Annotated in this window: 17 protein-coding genes and 1 tRNA gene; 11 read left to right on the top strand and 7 right to left on the bottom strand. The window is 71.0% G+C overall.

The window, feature by feature from the left end; genetic code table 11:
• Positions 1 to 143 precede the first annotated feature (143 nt).
• The 3 genes from K1J60_RS26115 to K1J60_RS26105 all read right to left on the bottom strand — a co-directional run bounded on the left by K1J60_RS26115 (position 144) and on the right by K1J60_RS26105 (position 5,095).
• Positions 144 to 1,019 carry a cellulose-binding protein gene (locus K1J60_RS26115; RefSeq protein ID WP_220648314.1) on the bottom strand — a complete coding sequence of 292 codons (876 nt, stop codon included), beginning with the start codon at positions 1,017 to 1,019 and terminating at the stop codon, positions 144 to 146.
• A gap of 241 nt (positions 1,020 to 1,260) precedes the next feature.
• A complete protein-coding gene (locus K1J60_RS26110) occupies positions 1,261 to 4,101 on the bottom strand; it encodes an SUKH-4 family immunity protein (protein WP_220648313.1) in 2,841 nt (946 codons plus the stop codon).
• Between the two features lie 7 nt (positions 4,102 to 4,108).
• A complete protein-coding gene (locus K1J60_RS26105) occupies positions 4,109 to 5,095 on the bottom strand; it encodes an SMI1/KNR4 family protein (RefSeq protein ID WP_220648312.1) in 987 nt (328 codons plus the stop codon).
• Positions 5,096 to 5,419: 324 nt separating this feature from the next.
• Here K1J60_RS26105 and K1J60_RS26100 point away from each other — a divergent pair, with 324 nt between their 5' ends.
• Both K1J60_RS26100 and K1J60_RS26095 read left to right on the top strand, forming a co-directional pair.
• A complete protein-coding gene (locus K1J60_RS26100; RefSeq protein ID WP_220648311.1) occupies positions 5,420 to 5,920 on the top strand; it encodes a YwqJ-related putative deaminase in 501 nt (166 codons plus the stop codon).
• A gap of 153 nt (positions 5,921 to 6,073) precedes the next feature.
• Complete coding sequence (locus K1J60_RS26095; protein ID WP_220648310.1) at positions 6,074 to 6,568, top strand: SUKH-3 domain-containing protein; 495 nt, start codon at positions 6,074 to 6,076, stop codon at positions 6,566 to 6,568.
• A gap of 105 nt (positions 6,569 to 6,673) precedes the next feature.
• Here the strand turns inward: K1J60_RS26095 and K1J60_RS26090 are convergent, their stop codons facing one another.
• A complete protein-coding gene (locus tag K1J60_RS26090; protein ID WP_220648309.1) occupies positions 6,674 to 8,035 on the bottom strand; it encodes a sensor histidine kinase in 1,362 nt (453 codons plus the stop codon).
• Between the two features lie 168 nt (positions 8,036 to 8,203).
• Here K1J60_RS26090 and K1J60_RS26085 point away from each other — a divergent pair, with 168 nt between their 5' ends.
• The 7 genes from K1J60_RS26085 to K1J60_RS26055 all read left to right on the top strand — a co-directional run bounded on the left by K1J60_RS26085 (position 8,204) and on the right by K1J60_RS26055 (position 13,890).
• Positions 8,204 to 9,064, top strand: coding sequence for a helix-turn-helix domain-containing protein (locus K1J60_RS26085; RefSeq protein ID WP_220648308.1), 861 nt, complete (start codon positions 8,204 to 8,206; stop codon positions 9,062 to 9,064).
• A 15-nt stretch (positions 9,065 to 9,079) separates the two neighbouring features.
• Positions 9,080 to 9,152: transfer RNA gene (locus K1J60_RS26080), tRNA-Gln, on the top strand.
• 123 nt (positions 9,153 to 9,275) lie between these two features.
• The gene (gene glmU / locus K1J60_RS26075) at positions 9,276 to 10,724 is read left to right on the top strand and encodes a bifunctional UDP-N-acetylglucosamine diphosphorylase/glucosamine-1-phosphate N-acetyltransferase GlmU (RefSeq protein ID WP_220648307.1); all 1,449 of its coding nucleotides are present in this window, start codon (positions 9,276 to 9,278) and stop codon (positions 10,722 to 10,724) included.
• Between the two features lie 110 nt (positions 10,725 to 10,834).
• The gene (locus tag K1J60_RS26070; RefSeq protein WP_033524907.1) at positions 10,835 to 11,809 is read left to right on the top strand and encodes a ribose-phosphate diphosphokinase; all 975 of its coding nucleotides are present in this window, start codon (positions 10,835 to 10,837) and stop codon (positions 11,807 to 11,809) included.
• Positions 11,810 to 12,006: 197 nt separating this feature from the next.
• A complete protein-coding gene (locus K1J60_RS26065) occupies positions 12,007 to 12,600 on the top strand; it encodes a 50S ribosomal protein L25/general stress protein Ctc (RefSeq protein WP_220648306.1) in 594 nt (197 codons plus the stop codon).
• A 74-nt stretch (positions 12,601 to 12,674) separates the two neighbouring features.
• Positions 12,675 to 13,277 carry an aminoacyl-tRNA hydrolase gene (pth, locus tag K1J60_RS26060; RefSeq protein ID WP_220648305.1) on the top strand — a complete coding sequence of 201 codons (603 nt, stop codon included), beginning with the start codon at positions 12,675 to 12,677 and terminating at the stop codon, positions 13,275 to 13,277.
• A 79-nt stretch (positions 13,278 to 13,356) separates the two neighbouring features.
• Positions 13,357 to 13,890 carry a hypothetical protein gene (locus K1J60_RS26055; protein WP_220648304.1) on the top strand — a complete coding sequence of 178 codons (534 nt, stop codon included), beginning with the start codon at positions 13,357 to 13,359 and terminating at the stop codon, positions 13,888 to 13,890.
• Between the two features lie 174 nt (positions 13,891 to 14,064).
• Here K1J60_RS26055 and ppc read toward each other — a convergent pair whose 3' ends face one another.
• Positions 14,065 to 16,797 (bottom strand): phosphoenolpyruvate carboxylase, encoded by a 2,733-nt coding sequence (ppc, locus tag K1J60_RS26050; RefSeq protein WP_220648303.1) that lies wholly within the window; start codon positions 16,795 to 16,797, stop codon positions 14,065 to 14,067.
• Positions 16,798 to 17,178: 381 nt separating this feature from the next.
• Here ppc and K1J60_RS26045 point away from each other — a divergent pair, with 381 nt between their 5' ends.
• Positions 17,179 to 18,210: an acyl-CoA desaturase gene (locus K1J60_RS26045; RefSeq protein WP_220648302.1), complete on the top strand. Its 1,032-nt coding sequence runs from the start codon at positions 17,179 to 17,181 to the stop codon at positions 18,208 to 18,210.
• Positions 18,207 to 18,884 carry a TetR/AcrR family transcriptional regulator gene (locus K1J60_RS26040; protein WP_033524913.1) on the top strand — a complete coding sequence of 226 codons (678 nt, stop codon included), beginning with the start codon at positions 18,207 to 18,209 and terminating at the stop codon, positions 18,882 to 18,884. The genes K1J60_RS26045 and K1J60_RS26040 overlap by 4 nt, the downstream gene beginning before the upstream one ends.
• 210 nt (positions 18,885 to 19,094) lie before the next feature.
• Here the strand turns inward: K1J60_RS26040 and K1J60_RS26035 are convergent, their stop codons facing one another.
• Together K1J60_RS26035 and K1J60_RS26030 are read right to left on the bottom strand one after the other, a co-directional pair.
• Positions 19,095 to 21,200: a glycosyltransferase family 4 protein gene (locus K1J60_RS26035; RefSeq protein WP_220648301.1), complete on the bottom strand. Its 2,106-nt coding sequence runs from the start codon at positions 21,198 to 21,200 to the stop codon at positions 19,095 to 19,097.
• A gap of 471 nt (positions 21,201 to 21,671) precedes the next feature.
• Positions 21,672 to 22,538 carry a PaaX family transcriptional regulator gene (locus K1J60_RS26030; protein WP_220648300.1) on the bottom strand — a complete coding sequence of 289 codons (867 nt, stop codon included), beginning with the start codon at positions 22,536 to 22,538 and terminating at the stop codon, positions 21,672 to 21,674.
• Between the last annotated feature and the right edge of the window lie 89 nt (positions 22,539 to 22,627).

Here is a 22,627-nt window from a genome sequence, read left to right as displayed (position 1 = left end):
CGCTCAGGAACGAGCGGGCCTCCGGCCACCCTGAAGCCGCCGGGCACCAACGCCTTCCAGGGGCGCGGGGAACCGCGCGAGAAGCCCCACCCACCCGCACCCGACAACGCACCCCCGTGCCCCCTCACCCCCCACCCCCGCACCTACTCGGTCAACGCGGACAGACTCTCCCGGATGCAATCCATGTGCGCCCGAACGTCGTCCCACCTCTCCCCGTGCTCCCGCAACACCCGCTCGGTCTCCCGAGCCACCCACTCCTCCCGCCGCCGAGCCTCCGCCAACGCCTCGGCGGCCCGCTCCTCCGCCTCCTCCTGCATCCGCGCCGCATCGGCCTCCGCGTCGGCGAGCCCCTGCTCGGCCGCGAGCAGCTCCGCCTCCGCACGGGCGACCCGTTCGGCCAGCGCCGCATCGAACGCGGCCTCCCGCTCGGCGGCCTCCCGCTCGATCCCGGCCACCCGCTCGTCGTACTCCTTCTGGAGCTCCGCGAGCATCCCCTCCGCCCGCTCCCGCGTCTCCCGCAGCGCGGCCAACGCCTCGCCCCGCCCCTCCTTCACCCCCCGCCGGGCCTCGATCCGCAGCTCGTCGGCCTCGGTCTGGGCCGCCAGCAACACCTGCCGGGCCCGCTCCTCGGCCTCGCCCCGCACCTCGTCGGCGTACGCCTGCGCAGCCCCCCGCAGCCGCTGCCCGGCCTCCTCCGCCTCGGCGACGATCCGCCGCGCGTCCTCACGCCCGCCCTCGCGAACGGCCGCCGCCTCCTCGACACCGAGCTCGAACAACTCCCGGGCGCGCCCACCGAGCGCCTCGTACGTCTGCGGGGTGAGCCCGGCGACCGTCTCGCGCAGCAGGTCGAGGTCCGCGCCCATCTCCCGGGCCAGCACGGTCAGCCGGGCGGCCCGCTCCCACGCGGCGTCCCGGTCCCTGGAGAGGGCCGCCGCGTGGGCGTCGACCTCGTCGGGACGGTAGCCACGCCGTACGACGTCGAACTCGAAGTCATGGGGTGCCGTCGGTGCGCTGCTCATGCTGGGCCCTCTCCGCCGGACGCACACGAAATGATGATTTCGCGCCACATCTTGATGGATCGGACCAAAGTGTTCATAACGCGACACTCCGTGCGAGGTCACGGGAGCAGACGGCCGGACACCCGCCGGGCCCCCGCCCCGGACACGCGCGAGGGCCCGGCCCGGATCACCTGCGTGTCCGGGCCGGGCCCTCGCGTCATGCGTATGGCGGACGGCCGACGTGGAGGTCAGCCGCGACGGGTCACAGCAACCCGTCCCACATCTGCTCCAGCAGCACCGACCACCAGCTCTCCGGCGAGGCGAGCGCCGCCGGGTCGAGGGCCGCGAGCTGCGCCTGGAAGTCGACGGTCCAGCGGCCCGCCTGCTCCTGGTTGAGACCGAAGCGCAGCCGCCACATCCGGCCGAGCAGAGCCAGACAGCGCGCGAACTCGGGCAGGCCCGTGTTCACGAACTGCGGCGGTACGGGCGCACCGCCCGGCCCCGCCTCCACCGGCACGGCCACGATGTTCGCCGTGCCGTACTGCACACAGAGCGCCTTGCCGAAATCGCTGCCCATCACCAGGTACGAGCCCGCGTCCGCCGCCGGCTGCACACCCCGCTCCTGCGCCAGCTCCGCCAGCGTCGGCACCGGACGGCCCGGCTGGGCCTGCGCCCAGAAGAACGGACCCATGTCCACCGGCAGTCCGGCCACGACCAGCGTGTGCGCCACGATCGGCGGAACACCCTGCCGCGACACCGCCTGCTGGTCGAACCGGAACACCCCCGGCCCGAACGCCGCCGCCAGCTCCTGCCCGATCGCCTCCGGCGGGACCGGCGGCGCCGGCTGCACCGGCGGCAACGGCGCCCGCACCGGCGCGGGCCGCGCCGGACCGTCCGCGACCTGGTGCAACTCACCCTGATGGGCGAGGAGTTGAGCCATACCCTGCTGCCTGCTCGCGTGGTCCTTGCCGTACGGGGCGATGGACGTGATGCGCGCGTTCGGCCACTGCTCACGGATCATCCGCGCGCAGTACGCCCCCGGCAGCTCGCACGACTCCAACTCGGTGTGCAGCTCCAGCACGGCCTCCGGCGGGATGTTCATCCCGCGCAGCTCGTGGAAGATCTGCCACTCCGGGTGCGGCGTACCCGGCGCCGAACGCCGGATCACCTGCTGCTCGGACCCGTCCGGCGCCCGGAAGCGCAGGACCGCCTGGTAGCCGGGGCCCACGGTCGGCTGCCCGGCCGGCGGCTGCGGGTAGCCGTACGCCGGCGGAGCCCCCATCGGCGGCCCCGGCTGACCGGGCATCGGCTGACCGGGCATCGGCTGTCCGGGCATCCCGTGGGGAGCCCCCGGCGGCATCCCGGGCGGCCCGGGCGGCTGCGGGGCCCCGGGCGCACCGGGCGCACCGGGCGCACCGGGTCCGCCCACGGCGGGCCCGGCCAGCATCGTCGCCGCGTGATGCACACCACCGGCGGGCGTACCCCCCGGCGGATTCGGCGCACCGGGAGCACCCGGGGCACCAGGAGCACCAGGGGCGTGCGGACCACCCGGCTGCCCCGGAGCGCCAGGAGGCCCCGGCGGCAGCGGCGCACCCGGTCCGCCCACGGCGGGCCCGGCCAGCATCGTCGCCGCGTGATGCACACCACCGGCGGGCGTACCCCCCGGCGGATTCGGCGCACCGGGAGCACCAGGAGCACCAGGAGCGTGCGGACCACCCGGGCCACCCGGCCCGAGGGAGGAGACCATCTGGGTCGGCACGTACCCGCCCGCCGGGGTGCCCGGAGCGCCGGGACCGGACTGCGGCGGAGGCGTGGCACCCGGACGGGCACCCGGCATCCCCGGGACCCCGGGCGGAGCCGGAGGCGGCGGCGCACCGGCCGCACCACCCCGACGCGGCGGCGGCGCGGCCTTGCTCGTCGCGGCGTCGGCGATGTCACCGGCGTGGGGCGCGGGCGAAGATCCCGGAGGCGGCGTACCGGGCCCCTGCGGCCCACCCGGGCCCTGCGGATAGCCGTACGACGGCGCCCCGGGCGGCGGGGTCCCCGGACCCTGCAGAGCACCGGGCCCCTGCGGGCCACCGGAACCCTGCGGGTACCCGTACGACTGCGAGGCTCCCGGCGGCGGGGTGCCCGGACCGGACGGAAGCTGCTGTGACGGCTGCGCGGGGCCACCCTGCACGCCCCCGCCAGGACCGGGACCGGGGCCACCCATGGCCGGCGCCACCGTCGTACGCGGAAGCTGGCTGCCGCCGGAGATCAGCGCCGTCTTGGCGTCCGGCAGCGCGCTGGGCGGCGGAGTGTCGTCCGCGTCGCTCACCTCGGACAGCTGGGGCGCGAACACGGTGTCCGGCAGCGGCACCGAACGGTCGTCCTCGGCCTCCGCGTTGGTGTCCGTCCCGGCCCACGGCGTCGCCCCCGCGGGCACCGCGTCGTGCGGCTCGGCGTCCCTCGGCGGCACGGCGTCCCGCACCTCGTCCTCCGCCGAGGCGGCGGCCGGCCACGGCGTGGCGTCAGCCGGGGCGTCGGGCGCCCCACGGCCGGCCGAGGGCGACTGCCCGACCGGCCCCGCCATCGTCTCGGGCAGCGAACCACCGCCCCCGGACACCCCGTTGGCACCCGAAGCACCGGAACCACCCGTACCGGAGCCGGAATCGGCGCCGCCGGCCGCGGCGGGACGGGACCCGGCACCATCGGACACACCGGCACCGGCCCCCGCGCGACGGTCCGGAATCCCCATCCGGTCCGCCGCGTCCTGCAACCACTCCGGCGGAGTCAGCAGGAACGACGTCTGATTCAGATCCACCCGAGCCGGAGGCGCCGGCGCGGCGGCCGGAGCCGCCTCCGTACGGCCGTACTCCTCCTCGAACCGGCGGATCACCTCACCCACCGGCAGCGACGGCCACAGCGTGGCCTCCCCACTGTCCCGGGCGATGACCAGCCGCTGCGCGCCACCGTCGGAACGCGGACCGTCCGCCCGATCCTCCGCCCACACCACGAACCCGAGCTCGAACTCCCGCACCCGCACCTCACGGTGCTGATAGCCCGGCAGATCGCCGTTGATCCACTCCTCGGCGCGCTCCTGCGCCTGAGCGAACGTCACCATCGAAAACTCACTCCCCCGCGACCGGCACGGCACGCGCGAAGCCACCGTCCACCATCAGGTTGGCCACCGTCTCCAGTTCCGGCGGATTGCCCGCCAGCCGGGACAGAAACGCGTCGAAGTCCTCACCGGCGGGGAGCAGCAACCGCTCCACCCGCGCGGCCGGCGACCACGACGGATCGACATCACGGGCGTCGTCGTACGCGCAGAACCAGACCGACCCGATCCGGTCACCCTTCACCTTCACCGCGAGGATCCCGCCCTGCGCGAACGCCACGGCCAGATAGTCCTTGGTGAGATGGTCCCGCAGACACTTGTTGACATACACCAGGTCGTTGACCGCCGCCTCGTCCCGCACCGTGAAGAACGGCTGGTCGACCAGCAACCCCAACTCCGCGTCCAGCGCCGCCCCCACGGGAGCACAACCGCCCGCCGCCTTCAGGAACGACCGGTACGCGCCCGGCAACCGGTACCCGAGGTCCTCCTCGACCCCCTGCACCTGCGTCTCCGTCACCGCGACCGCCGACGACTTCGGCAACCCGAAATGCGCCGGCCGGGTCTCCTGCAACGGCCGCGTACCGCGCTTGTGCTGGTCGACGCGCGCCGTCGCGATACCACCGTGATGCCGCAACAGCGCCTTCACCTCGACCGGCACCAGCTCCAGCCGCCGCCCACCCGGCGCGTGATGCCACGTCCAGCCGTGCGGCGTCGCCACCGGCGGGATCGTGTCCCACAATTCGTGTCCGGACGCCGCCAACGCCGCGTTCGCGGACACGTAGTCCGTCAACCGCAGCTCGTCCACCCCGAACCCCTCCGGGGGATCGGCGATCTCCGCCGCGGCACGCGCGTAGGGCGAGAAGTCCGGATAGCCGTGCGCGTCAACACGGACACCCCTCGGATGACGCGCCGCCCGGACCGGGTCCGGAAACTGCACGACCTGCCCGGCGTAGGCCGCGTTCGGCGGCGCGGCTTGCTGCCCGAGCCGACCTGTCGTCATGGCGGTAGCCCCCTGCGGCGTTCTGTGAGACCTGTTCTGGCTGCGTTGTTGCTGTGTCGTACTGCACCCCGACAACAGAAAAGGCCCTGGTACGGCCCGTTCTGTCCGCCCTCGATCGCAAGACCGAACGGATCGCGGTTGTCGACAGCCTATGCGGTACGGCGACACCGGTCATCGGGCCTCCGCTTCCGTGACCAGCCGTCACACCACCCTCACGCAACGCCGAAGAACGGGCGTGTCGTACTGCCCCAGCTTCCGCACCGGCCACGCCGTTTGGCACTCTGTGTCCCCTGGCGGGGGATGCAATAGGAGGGGATCACGATCATGAGCGCGACACAGGCGGGACCATCGGGCGACCCTCGCATCGGCTGGAGCACCGCGGAACAGCCACACACCCCCGCCCTCCTCCACCGCCGCGACGGCATCCTGCCGACCGTGGCCGCGGCCCTCTCCGTACGCGGCGAGACCCTCACCGGCACCGCCGCCCGCGGCGACCAGGCCCCGCCCCTGCACCCCCTGGTCCAGGAATTCCTCGACTCCCTCGCCACCGACCGGCGCGACCGCTTCACCGGCCGCTGCGCCGAAGCCATCCTCATCTCCCGCCACATCACCGGCGCCGACGCGGCCCGCAGCAAGCGCGCCGCCCGCAGACCCATGTCCAACGGCGAGGCCCGCAAAGTCCTCAAGCAGGCCAAGCTCACCACCCGCCACATCCGCGAGGACGGCGACCCCCTGCACGGCGCGTTCGCCACGCCCTGCCGCTCCTGCGCCGCCCTCAGCGCCCACTTCGGCGTCCGCATCGTCGACCCGACCCAGGAGAACTAGGAACCCGGGCACCCGAAGAACACGTCAGAGAACACGACCCGCACTCGCCCGGCCACCACCGACAACACCCACGAACGACCTACCGAACCACCCGCGAACGACCCACCGAACCACCTACGCACGACCTACGCACCACCGACGAACAAAGGGCAGATGCACACAGACCGCACCTCCACCACGCGCTTCTCCGTCCCCGTCGACGCCGCCCTGCGCGCCGCCGGATGGCAACCGGGCCGCTGGGACATAAAGCAGGCCGAGATCTGGGCCGACACCCTGCGCGAGCACACCTCCCCCGCCGGCCACCGCCACGCGGTCTTCCCCGCCGCGGTCGAAGCCTGGGCCGAATTCGGCGGACTCCGCCTCACCGCCCAAGGACCCGGCCGCCGACTCGCCCCCGCCGACCTCCACCTCGACCCGCTGCACGGCCTCCACATGGCCCGCACCCTCGGCGACCTCGGCCGCGCCCTCGACACCGAGGTCTGCCCCCTCGGCCACGAAACCGCCACCCGCGCCCTCATCGCCATCGACACCGAGGGCCGCACCTACGCCCTCGACCACACCGGCGACTGGTACCTCGGCGCCACCATCGACACAGCCCTCACCACCCTCATGACCGGCACATCCCCGACCCGCCTCACAGCAGGCTGAACTCCCCGCTCGCACAAAGCCGGGAGCGCGCACCCGCAGCCGCCAGCAGGAGCACCCGAAGCCGACAGCAGGGGCACCGGCAGCCACCCCGGCGCCACACGCCCCCTACGTCGCCGGAATCACCGCGGACACCCGAAACCCCCCGGCATCCGTGGGCCCGGACACGAAAACACCCCCCAGCTCGGCCACCCGCTCCTTCATCCCGAGCAACCCGTTCCCCCCGCTGGGCAACCGCGCGGCCCCCGCCGCCCCCGGCTCCGGCGGCGGCCCGTTCTCCACCTGCATCGCGATCTCCGCCGCCCGATGCGCCAACCGCACCCGCGTCTTCGCCCCCGCCGCATGCTTGTGGACGTTCGTCAACGCCTCCTGCACCACCCGGTACGCCGTCTGCTCCACCTCGGCCGCATACACCCGCACCTCCCCCTCCACCGACAACTCCACAACCATCCCCGCGGCCGCCGACTGCCCCACCAACACCTCCAGCTCGGCCAGACAAGGCCCCTCCGCCGCCTCGTCCTCGGCCCGCGAAGCCGCCGCCGCAGCCGCCGCCCCCACCGCCGCCAACGGAACCGGCACCGACGCCGATGCCGACGCGGACCCCGGCCGCACCGCCGCCATCGACGAGAACCCCTCCCCCGACCGCAACACCCCGAGCATCTCCCGCAACTCGGTCAACGCCTGACGCCCCATGTCCCCCACCAGCGCCGCGTTCCGCACGGCCTTCTCCGGATCCTTCCGCGCCACCGCCTGAAGAGCCGCCGCGTGCACCACCATCAACGACACCCGATGCGCCACGACGTCATGCATCTCCCGCGCGATCCGGGTCCGCTCCTCCCCCCGAGCCCACTCCGCCCGCTCCTCCGCCCGCTCCGCCAGCAGCTGCAGCTCCCGCTCCAACGAATCCGCCCGCTCCCGCAGACTCTCCATCAACCGCCGCCGCGCCCCGACATACAGCCCCAGCAGCACCGGCGGCGCGGTCAGCCCGATCGCCATCGTGGACGCCAGGAACACGGCGAACGCGTCCCCGCCGCCGACCGCCCCGTCCCCCTGCAGATTGCTCCGCGTCGCCTCCACGAACCACACGATGAACACACCGGCGAACGCCATCCCCGACAACGCCCCGATGATCCGCCTCGGCGCCTCCGACGCCGCCAGCGTGTACAGCCCGACGAGCCCCATCAGATACCCCATCTGAGCGGGCGCGACGGCGATGAAGACCAGCACCACGGCCACCGGCCACATCCGCCGCACCAGCAGCACGGACCCGGCCAGCGCCCCGAAGACGACCCCCACGGCCTCCGGCAACGCGGCGTTCCGGGCGAACTCGACACCCTCGATCGAACACTCGACGGCCGACACCAGCGCCAGCCCGCCGTCGAGGGCGGCGCTCCGCCACCGCTCCCACCACCACGGCCCGGCACTGTCCCCCGTCCCGGCCGCGGTGTGGTCTTCCCCCGTCGTGGTCATACACCCAAGCCTACGTTCGAGCGCCCCCGCTTTTCCGGCGAGTTTCCCGTACTGGCCTACACCACACGCCACATTCGAACAGAAGCGAAACCGCCCGGTATCCCTCGAACAGCTGAATCGCCGACCGTTCGACCCCGGAACCCCGCATTCCGCCCGGACGGTATGCCCATGGCACATTCACACAGCAAGTACGCCGACTTCGAGGGGCTGCGGGAGCGAGCAGTCGCGCTGCGCCGCGAGGGCCTCAGCCGCCGCCAGATCCGCGACCGGCTTCACGTCGACAACAACGACATCCTCAACCGCCTCCTGGAAGGCGAGCCGCCGCCGGAGTGGACCAAGCGCCCCAACGCGAAGGACGACCTCAGGGCAAGGGCGAGGGAGCTACGCCTCCAGGGCTGGACGTACGACCAGATCCAGGTGGAGCTGGGCTGCTCGAAGAGTTCGATCTCACTGTGGGTACGAGATCTGCCGAAGCCGGAGCCGCGTTACACCCCGGAGGAACAGCAGGCGCTCATGCGGGAAGGTCTGGCCGTCGTCCGCCAAGCCCAGGCGGCCGATCGCAGGAATGTCAAGGCAGGCGCCACCAAAGAGCTCGGCAACCTGACCGACCGTGAGCTGTTCGTCCTGGGCATCGGGCTCTACTGGGCGGAAGGCGCGAAGAGCAAGCCGTACGCGCGCCGCGAGACCGTCAACTTCGTCAACAGCGACCCTGACATGATCAACGCCTTCCTGGCCTGGCTCGATCTGCTGGGCGTGGAGCGCAGACGCCTACGCTTCCGCGTGATGATCCATGAAAGCGCCGACGTCCCCGTGGCCGAGAGCTACTGGGCGGATCTGGTGGGCGTCGACCCCGAGGTGCTCCAGCCGACCACGCTCAAGAAGCACAACCCGAAGACCGTCCGGAAGAACACCGGTGAGGACTATCGAGGCTGCCTTGTCATCAGGGTGCAGCAGGGAGGCGACTTGTACTGCCGAATCGAAGGCTGGTGGAAGGGGATTGCTGCGGACGTCGCGGTTCGGCTCGGGTAGGGTTTAGGGCAGCTATCCGCCGTAGTGTAATTGGCAGCACGGCATCCTTTGGAGATGTTCGGTCTAGGTTCGAGTCCTAGCGGCGGAGCTGCCTGGTTCGGGTCCTGACCCCAGCAACACGGGTCAGGACCCGCTCACATTTCCCCCTCACAACGCCCCGGTATCCTGCGGATGTCAACCCCCACCGCACCCACAGCCGAAGGGCATCCCCGTGAGCGCAACCCGCCCGGCAGCCGTCGTCGTCCTCGCAGCGGGTGAGGGCACCCGTATGAAGTCGGCCACACCGAAGGTTCTGCACAGCATCTGTGGCCGCTCCCTGGTGGGCCACGTCCTCGCCGCCGCGCGCGAGTTGGACCCCGAGAACCTGGTCGTCGTCGTGGGGCACGCCCGCGAGCAGGTCACCGCGCACCTCGCGGAGATCGACCCCGGTGTCCGTACGGCGGTCCAGGCGGAGCAGAACGGCACGGGGCACGCCGTACGGATGGGCCTGGAGGAGCTGGGCGGTGTCGTCGACGGGACCGTGGTCGTCGTCTGCGGTGACACCCCGCTGCTCACCGGCGCCACCCTCCAGGCGCTCGCGGCCACCCACTCGGCCGACGGCAACGCCGTGACGGTGCTGACCGCCGAGGTCCCGGACGCCACCGGTTACGGCCGGATCGTGCGTGACGGGGCGAGCGGTGCCGTCACCGCGATCGTGGAGCACAAGGACGCCACCGAGTCGCAGCGCGCGATCCGCGAGATCAACTCCGGGGTGTTCGCGTTCGACGGCCAGCTGCTCGCGGACGCCCTCGGGAAGGTCAGGACGGACAACAGTCAGGGCGAGGAGTACCTGACGGACGTCCTGGGGATCCTGCGCGAGGCGGGGCACCGGGTCGGTGCCTCCGTCGCCGGTGATCACCGTGAGATCGCGGGGATCAACAACCGTGTGCAGCTCTCGGAGGCCCGCCGCATCCTGAACGACCGGCTGCTGACCGGGGCGATGCTGGCCGGGGTGACCGTGATCGATCCTGCCACCACGTGGGTCGACGTCACGGTGACGTTCGAGCAGGACGCCGTCGTCCACCCCGGTACTCAGTTGCTCGGGGCGACGCATCTCGCTGAGGGCGCGGAGGTCGGGCCGAACTCGCGGCTGAAGGACACGCGGGTCGGGGCCGGCGCGCGTGTCGACAACACCGTCGCCGACGGCGCCGAGGTCGGGCCGCAGGCGACTGTGGGACCGTACGCGTACTTGCGTCCGGGCACGCGGCTCGGGCTGAAGTCGAAGATCGGCACGTATGTCGAGACCAAGAACGCGAACATCGGCGAGGGGACGAAGGTTCCGCATCTGTCGTACGTGGGTGACGCGACGATCGGTGAGTACTCGAACATCGGTGCGGCGAGTGTGTTCGTGAACTACGACGGTGAGAACAAGCACCACACGACCGTCGGCTCGCACTGCAAGACGGGTTCGGACAACATGTTTGTGGCGCCTGTCACGGTCGGGGACGGTGCGTACACCGCCGCCGGGTCCGTGATCACGAAGGATGTGCCGCCCGGTTCGCTGGCTGTGGCCCGTGGCCAGCAGCGGAATATCGAGGGTTGGGTGGCACGTAAGCGTCCGGGGAGCGCGTCGGCGAAGGCTGCCGAGGCGGCGTCTCGGGAGGGCGAGAGCGAAAGCTGACTGGAAACAGGTGCGCCAAGGACGTCGTACCGTGATAAGTGCATACCCGCACCCCAGCTGAGCCTGCGATGTCCGCCTGCCCGGCTGAGAACCTCTGAGGAGACAGTGCTGTGACCGGGATCAAGACGACCGGCGAGAAGAAGATGATGTTCTTCTCCGGCCGCGCCCACCCCGAGCTTGCCGAGGAGATCGCCCAGCAGTTGGGTGTCGGGGTTGTCCCGACGAAGGCCTTCGACTTCGCGAATGGTGAGATCTATGTCCGCTACGAGGAGTCGGCACGTGGTGCGGACTGCTTCCTGATTCAGAGCCACACGGCTCCGATCAACAAGTGGATCATGGAGCAGTTGATCATGATCGACGCGTTGAAGCGTGCGTCGGCCCGTTCGATCACCGTCATCGTGCCGTTCTACGGTTACGCGCGGCAGGACAAGAAGCACCGTGGTCGTGAACCAATCTCGGCGCGTCTGGTCGCGGACATGATGAAGACGGCGGGCGCGGACCGGATCCTGGCCGTGGATCTGCACACGGATCAGATCCAGGGCTTCTTCGACGGGCCCGTGGACCATCTGTTCGCGCTGCCGCTGCTCGCGGACTACGTGGGTGCGAAGGTGGACCGGAACAAGCTGACGGTGGTCTCGCCGGACGCGGGCCGGGTGCGGGTGGCGGACCGTTGGTGCGACCGTCTGGGTGCGCCGCTCGCCATCGTGCACAAGCGGCGTGACAAGGACGTGGCGAACCAGGTGACCGTCCATGAGGTCGTGGGTGAGGTCAAGGGTCGGGTGTGTGTCCTGGTGGACGACATGATCGACACCGGTGGCACCATCTGCGCGGCGGCGGACGCGTTGTTCGCGCACGGTGCGGAGGATGTCATCGTGACGGCGACGCATGGTGTGCTGTCGGGTCCGGCGGCGGATCGGCTGAAGAACTCGAAGGTGAGTGAGTTCGTGTTCACGGACTCGCTGCCGACCCCGGGTGAGCTGGAGCTGGACAAGATCACGGTGTTGTCGATCGCGCCGACGATCGCGAGCGCGGTGCGTGAGGTGTTCGAGGACGGTTCGGTGACGAGCCTCTTCGACGAGCACTAGGGGTCGCCGGCGCCGGCCGGAGATCGTTTTGGGTACGGCCTTTCTCTCCGAGTAGACTGCGCGAGTTGCTCGGCGAGGGAGGCCGTACGCGTTTCCGTCTCAGGACGGTGGTGCGGCTGTCCGTTATCGACGCGCTCTTCGTAGCAGGCCGTTCGTGGCCGGGTGACCACGTCCGTTCCTATGTACGAGGAGTGATCATGTCCGAGGTGAAGCTCACCGCGTCGACGCGCACCGAGTTCGGCAAGGGTGCCGCCCGCCGTATCCGTCGTGACTCGAAGGTTCCCGGTGTTCTCTACGGTCACGGTTCCGACCCGCTGCACCTGACGCTGCCGGGTCACGACCTGCTGCTGGCGCTGCGTACGCCGAACGTCCTGATCTCCCTGGACATCGACGGCAAGACCAGTGAGCTGGCGATCCCGAAGTCCGTGCAGCGTGACCCGATCAAGGGTTTCCTGGAGCACGTGGACCTGCAGCTGGTTCAGCGTGGCGAGAAGGTCAACGTCGAGATCTTCGTGCACACGGAGGGTGAGCTGGCCCCGGGTGGCAACCTGCTGGAGCACGTCCTGAACGCGCTGCCGGTCGAGGCCGAGGCCACCCACATTCCCGAGTCGGTCACGGTGTCCGTCGAGGGTCTGGCGGCTGGTGACTCCGTTCTCGCCAAGGACATCCCGCTGCCGTCGGGCACCAAGCTGGGTGTCGACGGGGACACCGTCGTTCTCCAGGTTCTGGCCGCTCAGGCGGAGGAGCCGTCGGAGGAGGCCGCCGAGGGCGACGAGGCCGCGCAGGCCTGAGCCTCGGCTCTGTCATCGGTTCGTCAGCCGCCGCTTCCCTCGTGGGAGCGGCGGCTGGCGCGTATCAAGGAGACATGGACGTGACGACCGATCCGAGTGCCCCGTGGCTGATTGCCGGGCTGGGCAATCCTGGGCCCGAGTACGCGGCGAACCGGCACAACGTGGGGTTCATGGTGGCCGATCTGCTGGCCGAGCGGATCGGGGGGAGGTTCAAGCGGGCCGGGAAGGCGCAGGCGCAGGTGGTCGAGGGGCGGATCGGGCCGCCGGGGCCGGGGAATCGTCGGGTGATCCTGGCCAAGCCGATGTCGTACATGAATCTGTCGGGTGGGCCGGTGACCGCGTTGCGGGACTTCTACAAGGTGCCGGTGGGGAACATCGTCGCGGTGCATGACGAGTTGGACATCGATTACGGCATGTTGCGGTTGAAGCTCGGCGGTGGTGACAACGGTCACAACGGGCTGAAGTCGATGACGAAGGCGATGGGGTCGGACTATCACCGGGTGCGGTTCGGGATCGGTCGGCCGCCGGGTCGGATGCAGGTCGCGGACTTCGTGCTGAAGGACTTCTCCGCCTCGGAGCGCAAGGAGTTGGACTACTTCGTGGACCGGGCGGCGGACGCGGTGGAGTGTCTGGTGATCGAGGGGTTGGAGCGGGCGCAGGGGACGTACAACTCCTGAGGTGTTGACGTACATATCCCGTTTCGTCCGTCATCGCGCGCTGGCCTGCGGGAGTTGACCGACTGCGGTGCCATGGCCAATGATCCCCGCCATGCCTGACCGCAAAGCCCCCGCTCACCGTTCGCGGCGCCGTGCGCGCCCGAGCGGCGGTGGTGCGTCGGCCGCGCTGCGGTACGGGCGGCTGGCGGCCATGGGCGGGCTGGTGGTGCTGCTCCTGATCGCCGGGGTCTGGGGTTCCTGGGGCTGTGCCCAGCACGTGATGCTGAGCAAGGGGCGCGAGCAGGGCACGATGACCGTGTCCCGGTGCCAGGGCGAGACCTGCTGGGGGCCGTACGAGCCGGTGTCGACGGGGTCGCGGTCCCGGGATCGGGTCGACATCGAGCGGTCGGTGGCGGTGGAGACGGGTGAGACGTACACCGTGGTCGTGAAGCCGGGCAGCAGTGATGTCGTACGGACGGGTCCGGCGGGCCTGCTGCATGCCTGGGTGCCGCTCGGTGGGGCGCTGTTGTTGGCGGCGGTGGTCGTGGCGGGTGGGTTGCGGATGGTGCGGTCGGCGTGGGTGCTGGGCGGGCTGGGCGTCGCGCTGATCACGGCGGCGTGGGTGGCGCTGTGAGGCCGGTTCGCGGCTGACGGCCGGTGGGGGCTGGTCGCGCAGTTCCCCGCGCCCCTAAGAGCCCAGGCCCTGCGGCCTGGAAAGCACGGGGCGCAGCCCGTGCTTTTCAGGGGCGCGGGGAACTGCGCGAGTAGCCCCACCGGCCGTCAGCCGCGTACGGACCCTCCGAAGTGGTCAGCCCGTGTTGCGCAGCCCGGCCGCCACCCCGTTGACCGTGAGCAGCAACGCCCGCGCGAGCAGCGGATCGGCTTCCTCTCCGGCGGCGGCGGCGTCGCGCTGGCGCTTGAGGAGGGCGACCTGGAGGTAGGAGATCGGGTCGAGGTAGGCGTCGCGGATGGAGAAGGTCTGCTGGAGGACGGGGTTGGCGTCGAGCAGTTTGTCCTCGCCGGTGATGCGCAGGACCTCGCGGACGGTCAGCTCGTGTTCGGCCCGGATGGTGTCGAAGACGTGCTTGAGCTCGTCGGGGACGAGGGTGTCGACGTAGTGCTGGGCGATCCGCAGGTCCGTCTTGGCCAGCGTCATCTCGACGTTGGAGAGGAAGTTGCGGAAGAAGTGCCACTGCTCGTGCATCTCGTCGAGCACGGTGTCCAGGCCGGCTTCGCGCAGCGCCTTCAGGCCGGAGCCCACACCGAACCAGCCGGGCACGATCTGTCGTGACTGGGTCCAGCCGAAGACCCACGGGATGGCCCGCAGTCCGTCGAGGGAGACGCCCGAGCCGGGGCGGCGGGAGGGCCGTGAGCCGAGGTGCAGGTCGGCGAGCTGGTCCACCGGCGTCGACGCGAGGAAGTACGTCGGCAGGTCCGGGTCCTCGACGAGCTTGCGGTACGCGGCGTGCGCGGCGTCCGACACGACGTCCATGGCCGCGTCCCAGCGGGCCAGGGCGTCCTCGGACTGGCGGGGGGCGGTGTGCAGGGCGGAGGCCTGGAGGGTGGCGGCGACCGTCAGTTCCAGGTTCTCGCGGGCCAGGGAGGGGACGAGGTACTTGTCGGAGATGACCTCGCCCTGTTCGGTGACCTTGATCTCGCCTTCCAGCGTGCCCCAGGGCTGCGCGAGGATCGCGTCGTGGGAGGGGCCGCCGCCGCGGCCGACGGTGCCGCCGCGGCCGTGGAAGAGGCGCAGGCGTACGCCGTAGCGGTGGGCGACGTCGCGCAGGCGGCGCTGTGCCCGGTGGATCTCCCACTGGCTCGTGGTGATGCCGCCGAACTTCGACGAGTCGGAGTAGCCGAGCATGACCTCCTGGACGTCGCCGCGCAGGGAGACGAGGCGCCGGTAGGAGGGGTCGGCGAGCATCTCCTCCAGGATCGTGTCGGCGGCCTTGAGCTCGTCGGTGGTCTCCAGCAGCGGGACGATGCCGATCTTGGCCCAGCCGGCGTGGAGGTCGATGAGGCCGGCCTCGCGGGCGAGGACCGTGGCGGCGAAGACGTCGTCGGCGCCCTGGCACATCGAGATGATGTACGACTCGATGACCTCGGGGCCGAAGACGGCGAGCGCCTTCTTGACGGTCTCGAAGACGCCGAGGGTCTTGGCGCCGGCGGCGTCCAGCGGTGCGGGCGTGGGGGCCAGGGGCCGCCTCGACCTGAGTTCGCGGGCGAGGAGCTTGTGGCGGTACTCGCGGGGCATGTCCTCGTAGCGCCAGGACTCCTCGCCGAGTCGGTCGAAGAGCTGGCCGAGGGCGTGGTGGTGGGCGTCGGCGTGTTCGCGGACGTCCATGGTGGCGAGCTGGAGGCCGAAGGCGGAGAGGGTGCGGATGGTGCGGTTCATCCGGCCGTCGGCGAAGAGGCCGCCTCGGTGTTCGCGCAGGGAGGTCTGGATGAGGGTGAGGTCGCGCAGGAGTTCGGCGGTGCCGAGGTAGTCGCGGCCGTCCTCGTGCGGGATGCCCTTGGCGAGGCGCTGCTTGGTGTTCTCCAGCTTCTGCCGGATGCAGGTGGCCTTGAGCCGGTAGGGCTCCTCGGCGTTGAGGCGCTTGTAGCGGGGGCTGATCTCGGGCAGGGCCTCCAGGTCGGCCTGGAGGGAGGTCAGCAGTTCCTCGGTCGCGCCCGTGTAGCGGATGCTGTTGGAGAGGAAGCCGCGCAGTTCGTCGATGAGTTCGAGGGCGTCGTTGATGCCGTGTTCGTGCTGGAGGATGAGGACGTCCCAGGTCACCTGGGGGGTGACGTTGGGGTTGCCGTCGCGGTCGCCGCCGATCCAGGTGCCGAAGGTGAGGGGGCGGGTGGCGTCGGGGATGGTGACGCCGACGCGTTCCAGTTCGGCGGTCAGGTCCTCCAGGACGTCGCCGACGGCGCCCGCGTGCAGTTCGTCGAGGTAGTAGATGGCGTTGCGGGCCTCGTCGGCGGGCTCGGGGCGGACGACCCGGAGTTCGTCCGTCTGCCACACCAGGTCGATGTTCTCGGCGAGCCGGGTGTCGTAGCGGCGGCGGTCGGACTCGATGACCGGGGTCTCCAGCAGCGCGGCGATGCGCCGGAGCTTGTTGAGGACCGACCGGCGTGCGGCCTCGGTGGGGTGGGCGGTGAAGACGGGGCGGACGTTGAGGTTCCGGACGGTCTCGCGCAGGTGGTCGGGGTCGGCGTCCTTCAGGCGATCGGCCGTACGGGAGAGGAGGCCTCCCTCGGCGGCACGCCGTGCCCTCAGCTCGCGGCCTCGGTGCACCTGTTCGGTGACGTTGGCCAGGTGGAAGTAGGTGGAGAAGGCCCGGACCAGCTTGGCGGCGGTGTCCAGTTCGGTGCCGCGCAGCAGGTCGGCGGCGGCTTCACCGTCCTCGCGGGTCAGGCGGCGGACGCGCTCGACGAGTTCCAGGAGTTCGGGGCCCTCCTGTCGTACGAGGGTCTCGCCCAGTAGGTCACCCAGGCGCCGGATGTCGGCGCGCAGCTCGCTGCTGACCGTGGTGGTCTGGTCGTCGGCACTGCTCACAGGTGCGGCTCCTTGCAGTGTTGAAGCTCGGCTGAGGGGAACCCGGGTGGGGGTCCGGCGGTGTGGCCGCGGTGGCGGCCCGGCGGCCGGGCAGGATTCAGAGCGGACCGCGCTGTCCGAACGAGTCCAGGATAGGCGTCCACCTGGGCGCCCTCGGCGACGGGTGCCACTTTTGCGGCACTGAGTGCCACCTGTCCACCCGGCCCGCGCGTTACACCTGGACGCGCAGACCGGCGGGCCCTTGCCGCCCGGCACCACGCTGCCATACTTACGATGCCGTAGGTTACGGAACCGTAGGGAGAGTCGACAGGTCTCCCCCGCACCCTGTGGCCGCAGGCATCTCCCCCCGCTCTCCACCCTCGACCCCCCAGGGGACGCCCCATGAGCTCAAGGTCCGATGTGATCGAAGACGCACCGAATGTGACCGTTTCTCCAGACTCCGCAGCGACCGACTCCCCCACCTCGTCGGCCACGCTGGGCGGCGAGCAGAAGCGTTCGATCGAGCAGATCACCCTGCTCCTCTTCATCACCGTCCCCTTCCTCGCCCTCCTCGCGGCGGTGCCGCTGGCCTGGGGCTGGGGCGTGAGCTGGCTGGATCTCGGCCTGCTGGTGTTCTTCTACTACCTGGGCTGCCACGGCATCACGATCGGTTTCCACCGGCACTTCACGCACGGTTCGTTCAAGGCCAAGCGCCCGTTGAAGATCGCCCTGGCGATCGCCGGTTCGATGGCGGTCGAGGGTCCGCTGGTGCGCTGGGTGGCCGACCACCGCAAGCACCACAGGTTCTCCGACGCCGAGGGCGACCCGCACTCGCCGTGGCGCTACGGCGACACGCTCCCCGCCCTGTTGAAGGGCCTGTGGTGGGCCCACATCGGCTGGATGTTCGACGAGGAGCAGACCTCGCAGGAGAAGTACGCACCGGACCTGATCAAGGACCCGGCGCTCCGGGCGGTCTCCCGCCAGTTCATCTTCTGGACGGCCCTCTCCCTCGCTCTTCCGCCGCTGATCGGCGGGCTGGTGACGATGTCGTGGTGGGGCGCGTTCACCGCGTTCTTCTGGGGCTCGCTCGTGCGGGTGGCCCTGCTGCACCACGTGACCTGGTCGATCAACTCGATCTGCCACGCGGTCGGCAAGCGCCCCTTCAAGTCCCGCGACCGCTCGGGCAACGTCTGGTGGCTGGCGGTCCTTTCCTGCGGCGAGTCGTGGCACAACCTCCACCACGCCGACCCCACCTCCGCCCGGCACGGGGTGGAGCGCGGCCAGTTGGACTCCTCCGCACGGCTGATCCGGTGGTTCGAGGTGTTCGGCTGGGCGTACGACGTCCGCTGGCCGTCACGCTCGCGTATCGATTCCAGGCGCAACATGGGTGAGGACGGCTCCCGGCAGCGGAAGGCGTCCGCCGAGGCGGCATGATTGACGCCGTGGCGACCGACTCCAGCAGCACCCCGAGCAACGACAAGCCGCGGCGTGTGCGCCGCACCCGGATGACGGGCGCCGAGCGCCGTGCGCAGTTGCTGGAGGTCGGGCGCGCGCTGTTCGCCGCGAAGGGCTTCGAGGCCACGTCGGTGGAGGAGATCGCGGCGAAGGCCGGGGTGTCCAAGCCGGTGGTGTACGAGCACTTCGGCGGCAAGGAAGGGCTGTACGCGGTGGTGGTGGACCGCGAGATGAGCCGGCTGCTGGACATGGTGACCAGTTCGCTGACGGCCGGGCACCCGCGTGAACTGCTCGAACAGGCCGCGTTCGCGCTCCTCGACTTCATCGAGGAGTACACGGACGGTTTCCGCATCCTGGTCCGCGACTCCCCGATCCCGCAGTCCACGGGTTCCTTCGCGTCGCTGATCTCCGACATCGCCACGCAGGTGGAGGACATCCTCGGCCGCGAGTTCAAGAGCCGCGGCTTCGACCCGAAGCTCGCGCCGCTGTACGCGCAGGCGCTGGTCGGCATGGTCGCCCTGACCGGCCAGTGGTGGCTGGATGTCCGCCGGCCGAAGAAGGCGGAGGTGGCGGCGCATCTGGTGAACCTGGCGTGGCACGGGCTGGACGGCCTGAACCAGAAGCCGCGGCTGATCGGCCACCGGAAGAGTTGAGCTTGGGGGTGCGTGGTCGGGTGCGGTGCGTGGTCGGGTGCGGGTGGGTGGGGCTTCTCGCGCAGTTCCCCGCGCCCCTGGAAGCCCAGGCCCTGCGGGCCTGAAAAGCACGGGGCGCAGCCCCTGCTTTTCAGGGGCGCGGGGAACTGCGCGACCGGCCCCCACTCACCCGCACCCGACCACGCACCCGGAACCCCCGCCCCCGCCCCCTCAGGCGCCCTCGTCCACATCCTTCGCACTGAGCGCCAGCTCGTTGTTCACGGTGAAGTACGGCCGCACCCGCGTCCACCCCCGCTCACCGTGCTCGAACACCTGCCCGGGCACCAGATCGGTCTTCCGCCGCTCCACCACGTCACCCCCGATCCGCCCCACCGGCACGTCCCCGGCTCTCCCGTCCCCCAGCCGCAGATCCCACAGATCGTGCTCGACGCTCCGCCGAGCCATGAGCTCGCCGTACGGGACGGTGAACCGGAACCCCCGCTCCCCCACGGCCCGGGCGGCCACGGTGAAGTCGTACGCGCTGTCGACCCGGGACGCCACACGCACCACGGCACCCTCCGCGACGGCGGCGGTCACGGACTCGGCGTCCCCGAGGACCGTCCCGGTCACGGTCACCGCTCCCTCCCCCACCTCGACGGCGTCGATCTCGGCGTGCGCGGGCCGCAGCCACGTCCGCAGCGCGAGGAACCCGTCGACGGTCGGGTACGGGATCCACGCCCCCACCCCCCGCCGGTCGACCCGCGGCGGCCGTCCGACCAGCGCGGCCTGTTCCACCAGCCGTGCGCTCAGCCGTACCCGCTTGTTCGTGCCGCGCGGCGCGACGTAGCAGTCCCAGCGGCCCTCGGCGAGGGTGTGCTCGGCGGGGTGCAGGGTCGCCCGCACCACGGTGTCCGGGGCGTCGGCGCTCGGCAGCAGCGGCACCCTCGCCTGCCGCTTGCCGGGGTCGCGGCGCAGCCGGGCGACGAAGTCGAGGGGCCCGGCGGGCAGCTCGGCCGGGTCGAGGAGGACGGTGAGGCCGCCGTCGCCGGTGGCGCGGGCGTGCGCGGTGGGTGTGGGAGCGCTCCCGTCGGCCTCGGCGGCGGGGGCGGCCTTCGTGGGGCGGGGACGTACGGCGAGGGCGGCGAGCCGTTTCAGCCGGGCGGCGCCGCCTTCCCATCTGCGGCGCCGGGACCTGGAGAGCTCCTCGAAGAGGGTCTCGTAGCGTTGGGCGATGACGGCCGGGGCGTAGCTCTCGGCCTTCGTGAGGGCCGCCTTGCCGAGCCGTTCGCGCAGGGCCTCGTCGGTGACGACGCGGTTCAGCGCGTCGGCGTAGGCGTCGACGTCCCCGTCGAGCGGGACGAGGAGGCCGTCCTGGCCGTGGGTGATGATCTCTCCGGGGCCGTGCGGGCAGTCCGTGGCGACGACCGGGACGCCGCAGTGCATGGCCTCGACGATGGTCATGCCGAAGGACTCCATGTCGGAGGAGACGGCGGCGACGGCGCCCTTGGCCCATTCGGTCTCGATCGGGGAGACCGCTCCCATGAGGAACACCCGGTCGTGCAGCCCGAGGCGGTCGATCAGCTCGCGCAGGTTCTGCTTCTGCGGGCCGCGTCCGTAGATCCGCAGGGTCCAGCCGGGGTGGTCGGCGGCGACCTTGGCGAAGGCGTTCACCAGCCGGTCGTACCGCTTGATGGGGATGAGCCGGCCTGCGGCGACGATGACCCGGGAGTCCAGGGTGGACCGCTCGACGGCGGGGGCCCGGACGCCGTTGGGGACGCACACGATGGTGGTGCCCACGTCGGGCAGGGCGGCGCGGTACTGGGCGGCGTCGGCCTCGGAGACGGTGACGTAGGCGTCGAGTCCGCCGATCGCCCGGTTCTGGTCGCCGCGCAGCGGCTCCCGGTACTGGTCGAGGCTGAGGTGCTCCTGGCCGACCCGCAGATAGCGGCGCCGGCCGTCGCGGGCGAGATAGCCGTTGAGGTCGGGGCGGGTGGCGATGACGACGTCGGCCCGGGTATCGGCGAGGAAGCCGCCGATGCGTTCGTCCTGGAGCCCGGTGTAGGGCAGGTTCCCGGTGGCCCCGGTGTACGGGAACATCGTGCCGGGCCGCTGGGTCAGCGGGTGGTCGCCCTCGAATCCGGGGCTGCCTTCGCGCAGGTCGATCAGCGAGGTCAGACGGACGCGCGGGTCGAACGGGAGGGCGGGTTCGTCGCGGGAACGGTGGACGCTGACGACCTCCACGTCGTGCCGGTCGGCGAACGCGGCCGACAGGTTGGCGGTCGAGCGGATCGTGCCGCCGATACCGAAGGCGTTGTTGATCAGGAATGCGATCTTCATATGTTTTCCCCCTGGAGACCGCCCGAGCGCGGGCGGCATCGCGCCCGCACCCCCTGGCGGTCAGGCAGGGGCTGCGCACGGGCACGGCTATATACGCGATATGTGGTCGACAATCAAGAAATGAATGATTCGGCGCAGCGGAAATCGGCCGATCGGGGAATCCGCGCAGAGATACGCGGGCAGAACTCCCGACCGGACGACAAAAAGCCTATGTGGCGCACGTCACAAATCCCGACAAGCGCGCCGAGCGGCTCAGCAGATACTCACTGGCCCAGATCCCCCCTGGTCACAGCACGAACTCCCGCTTCCCCGAACAGCCGGCGGGAGACAACAAAAAGTGAACCGAGAATATATCCATCACAAAGGAAAGACCAAGAACAATATCAGCCACACCCGCAGCAGAGGCATCGGCAAGCACCGCAGAAGCGCCGGGAGGCGGTGCGCCGCATGGAATGCAAAACTCCGTTTCGGCTACGGAATTTCGAGGGAAGCGGGCCGCAGCGGGGTCGTTTCCAGAACGTCCGCCGCCATCCGTCCGGCCGGTCCCGCCGTCTGCTCGGCGATGCGCCGGAAGGTGTCCTGGGCCTGCCGCGCGGGCCACCCGGCCGGCAGATGCTGCACGGGCAGGCGCGGGTCGGTACGGATGACGCGCAGCCATTCGGCGACGAGGCGCAACCGGGTGGCGATCGGGTCGGCCTCGGCGACCTCGGCGGTGGTCCACCGCTTGTCGAAGGCGACGTACCCCGCGGCGAGGGTCTCCAGGTCCCAGCTCTCGCGGATCATCAGACCGATGTCGGTGAACTCGTCGGCCTGCGCGTGGAACACCTTCACATGCGCGTCCAGGCCCAGCTCGGAGACGATCCCCCGGACGTCCACCCGCCCGGGGGCGATCCAGAGCCCGCTGTAGAGGGCGCCGAACCCGGACCAGGTGAGCCGGGAGCGCAGGTCGTGCCGCTGGCGCTGCCAGGACTCGGGGAGGGAGAAGCCGAGGAGGGTCCAGGTGCCGTCCCAGTCCTCGTGCACCGCGCCGTCGCGCCAGATGCGCTGGCCGCCGTCGCGCAGGATGTCCTCCGCGTGCGGGGTGAGGCCGAAGAACATCCGCCGGCCCTCGCGTTGGCGCCGCAGCAGCCCCCGGTTGACCATCCGCGTGAGCGTCGATCGCACGGCCTGCTCGCCCGTGCCGACGCGCCCGAGTACGTCGATGATGCTGCCCGAGTACACCCCGAGGCCGCTCTCCTCCCGGTCCAGCACGTGGTTGCCGAAGAAGGAGAGCACCAGCGACTGCGGCCGCGGCTGCGGCACGTCGACGACCTCGGCGTCCAGGATCTCGTCCTCCACAGCGCAAGGGTACGGGGGCGGTTGGGGCCCGGTCAGGGGGCGGGGGCCGGGGCCCCGGCCCCTCTCGACCGGGGTTCACGGCACGTGAC

The organism is Streptomyces akebiae, from assembly GCF_019599145.1.
GTDB lineage: Bacteria > Actinomycetota > Actinomycetes > Streptomycetales > Streptomycetaceae > Streptomyces > Streptomyces akebiae.
Note: the sequence above shows the minus strand (reverse complement) of the source record. Positions and strands in the feature narration are given on the sequence as shown.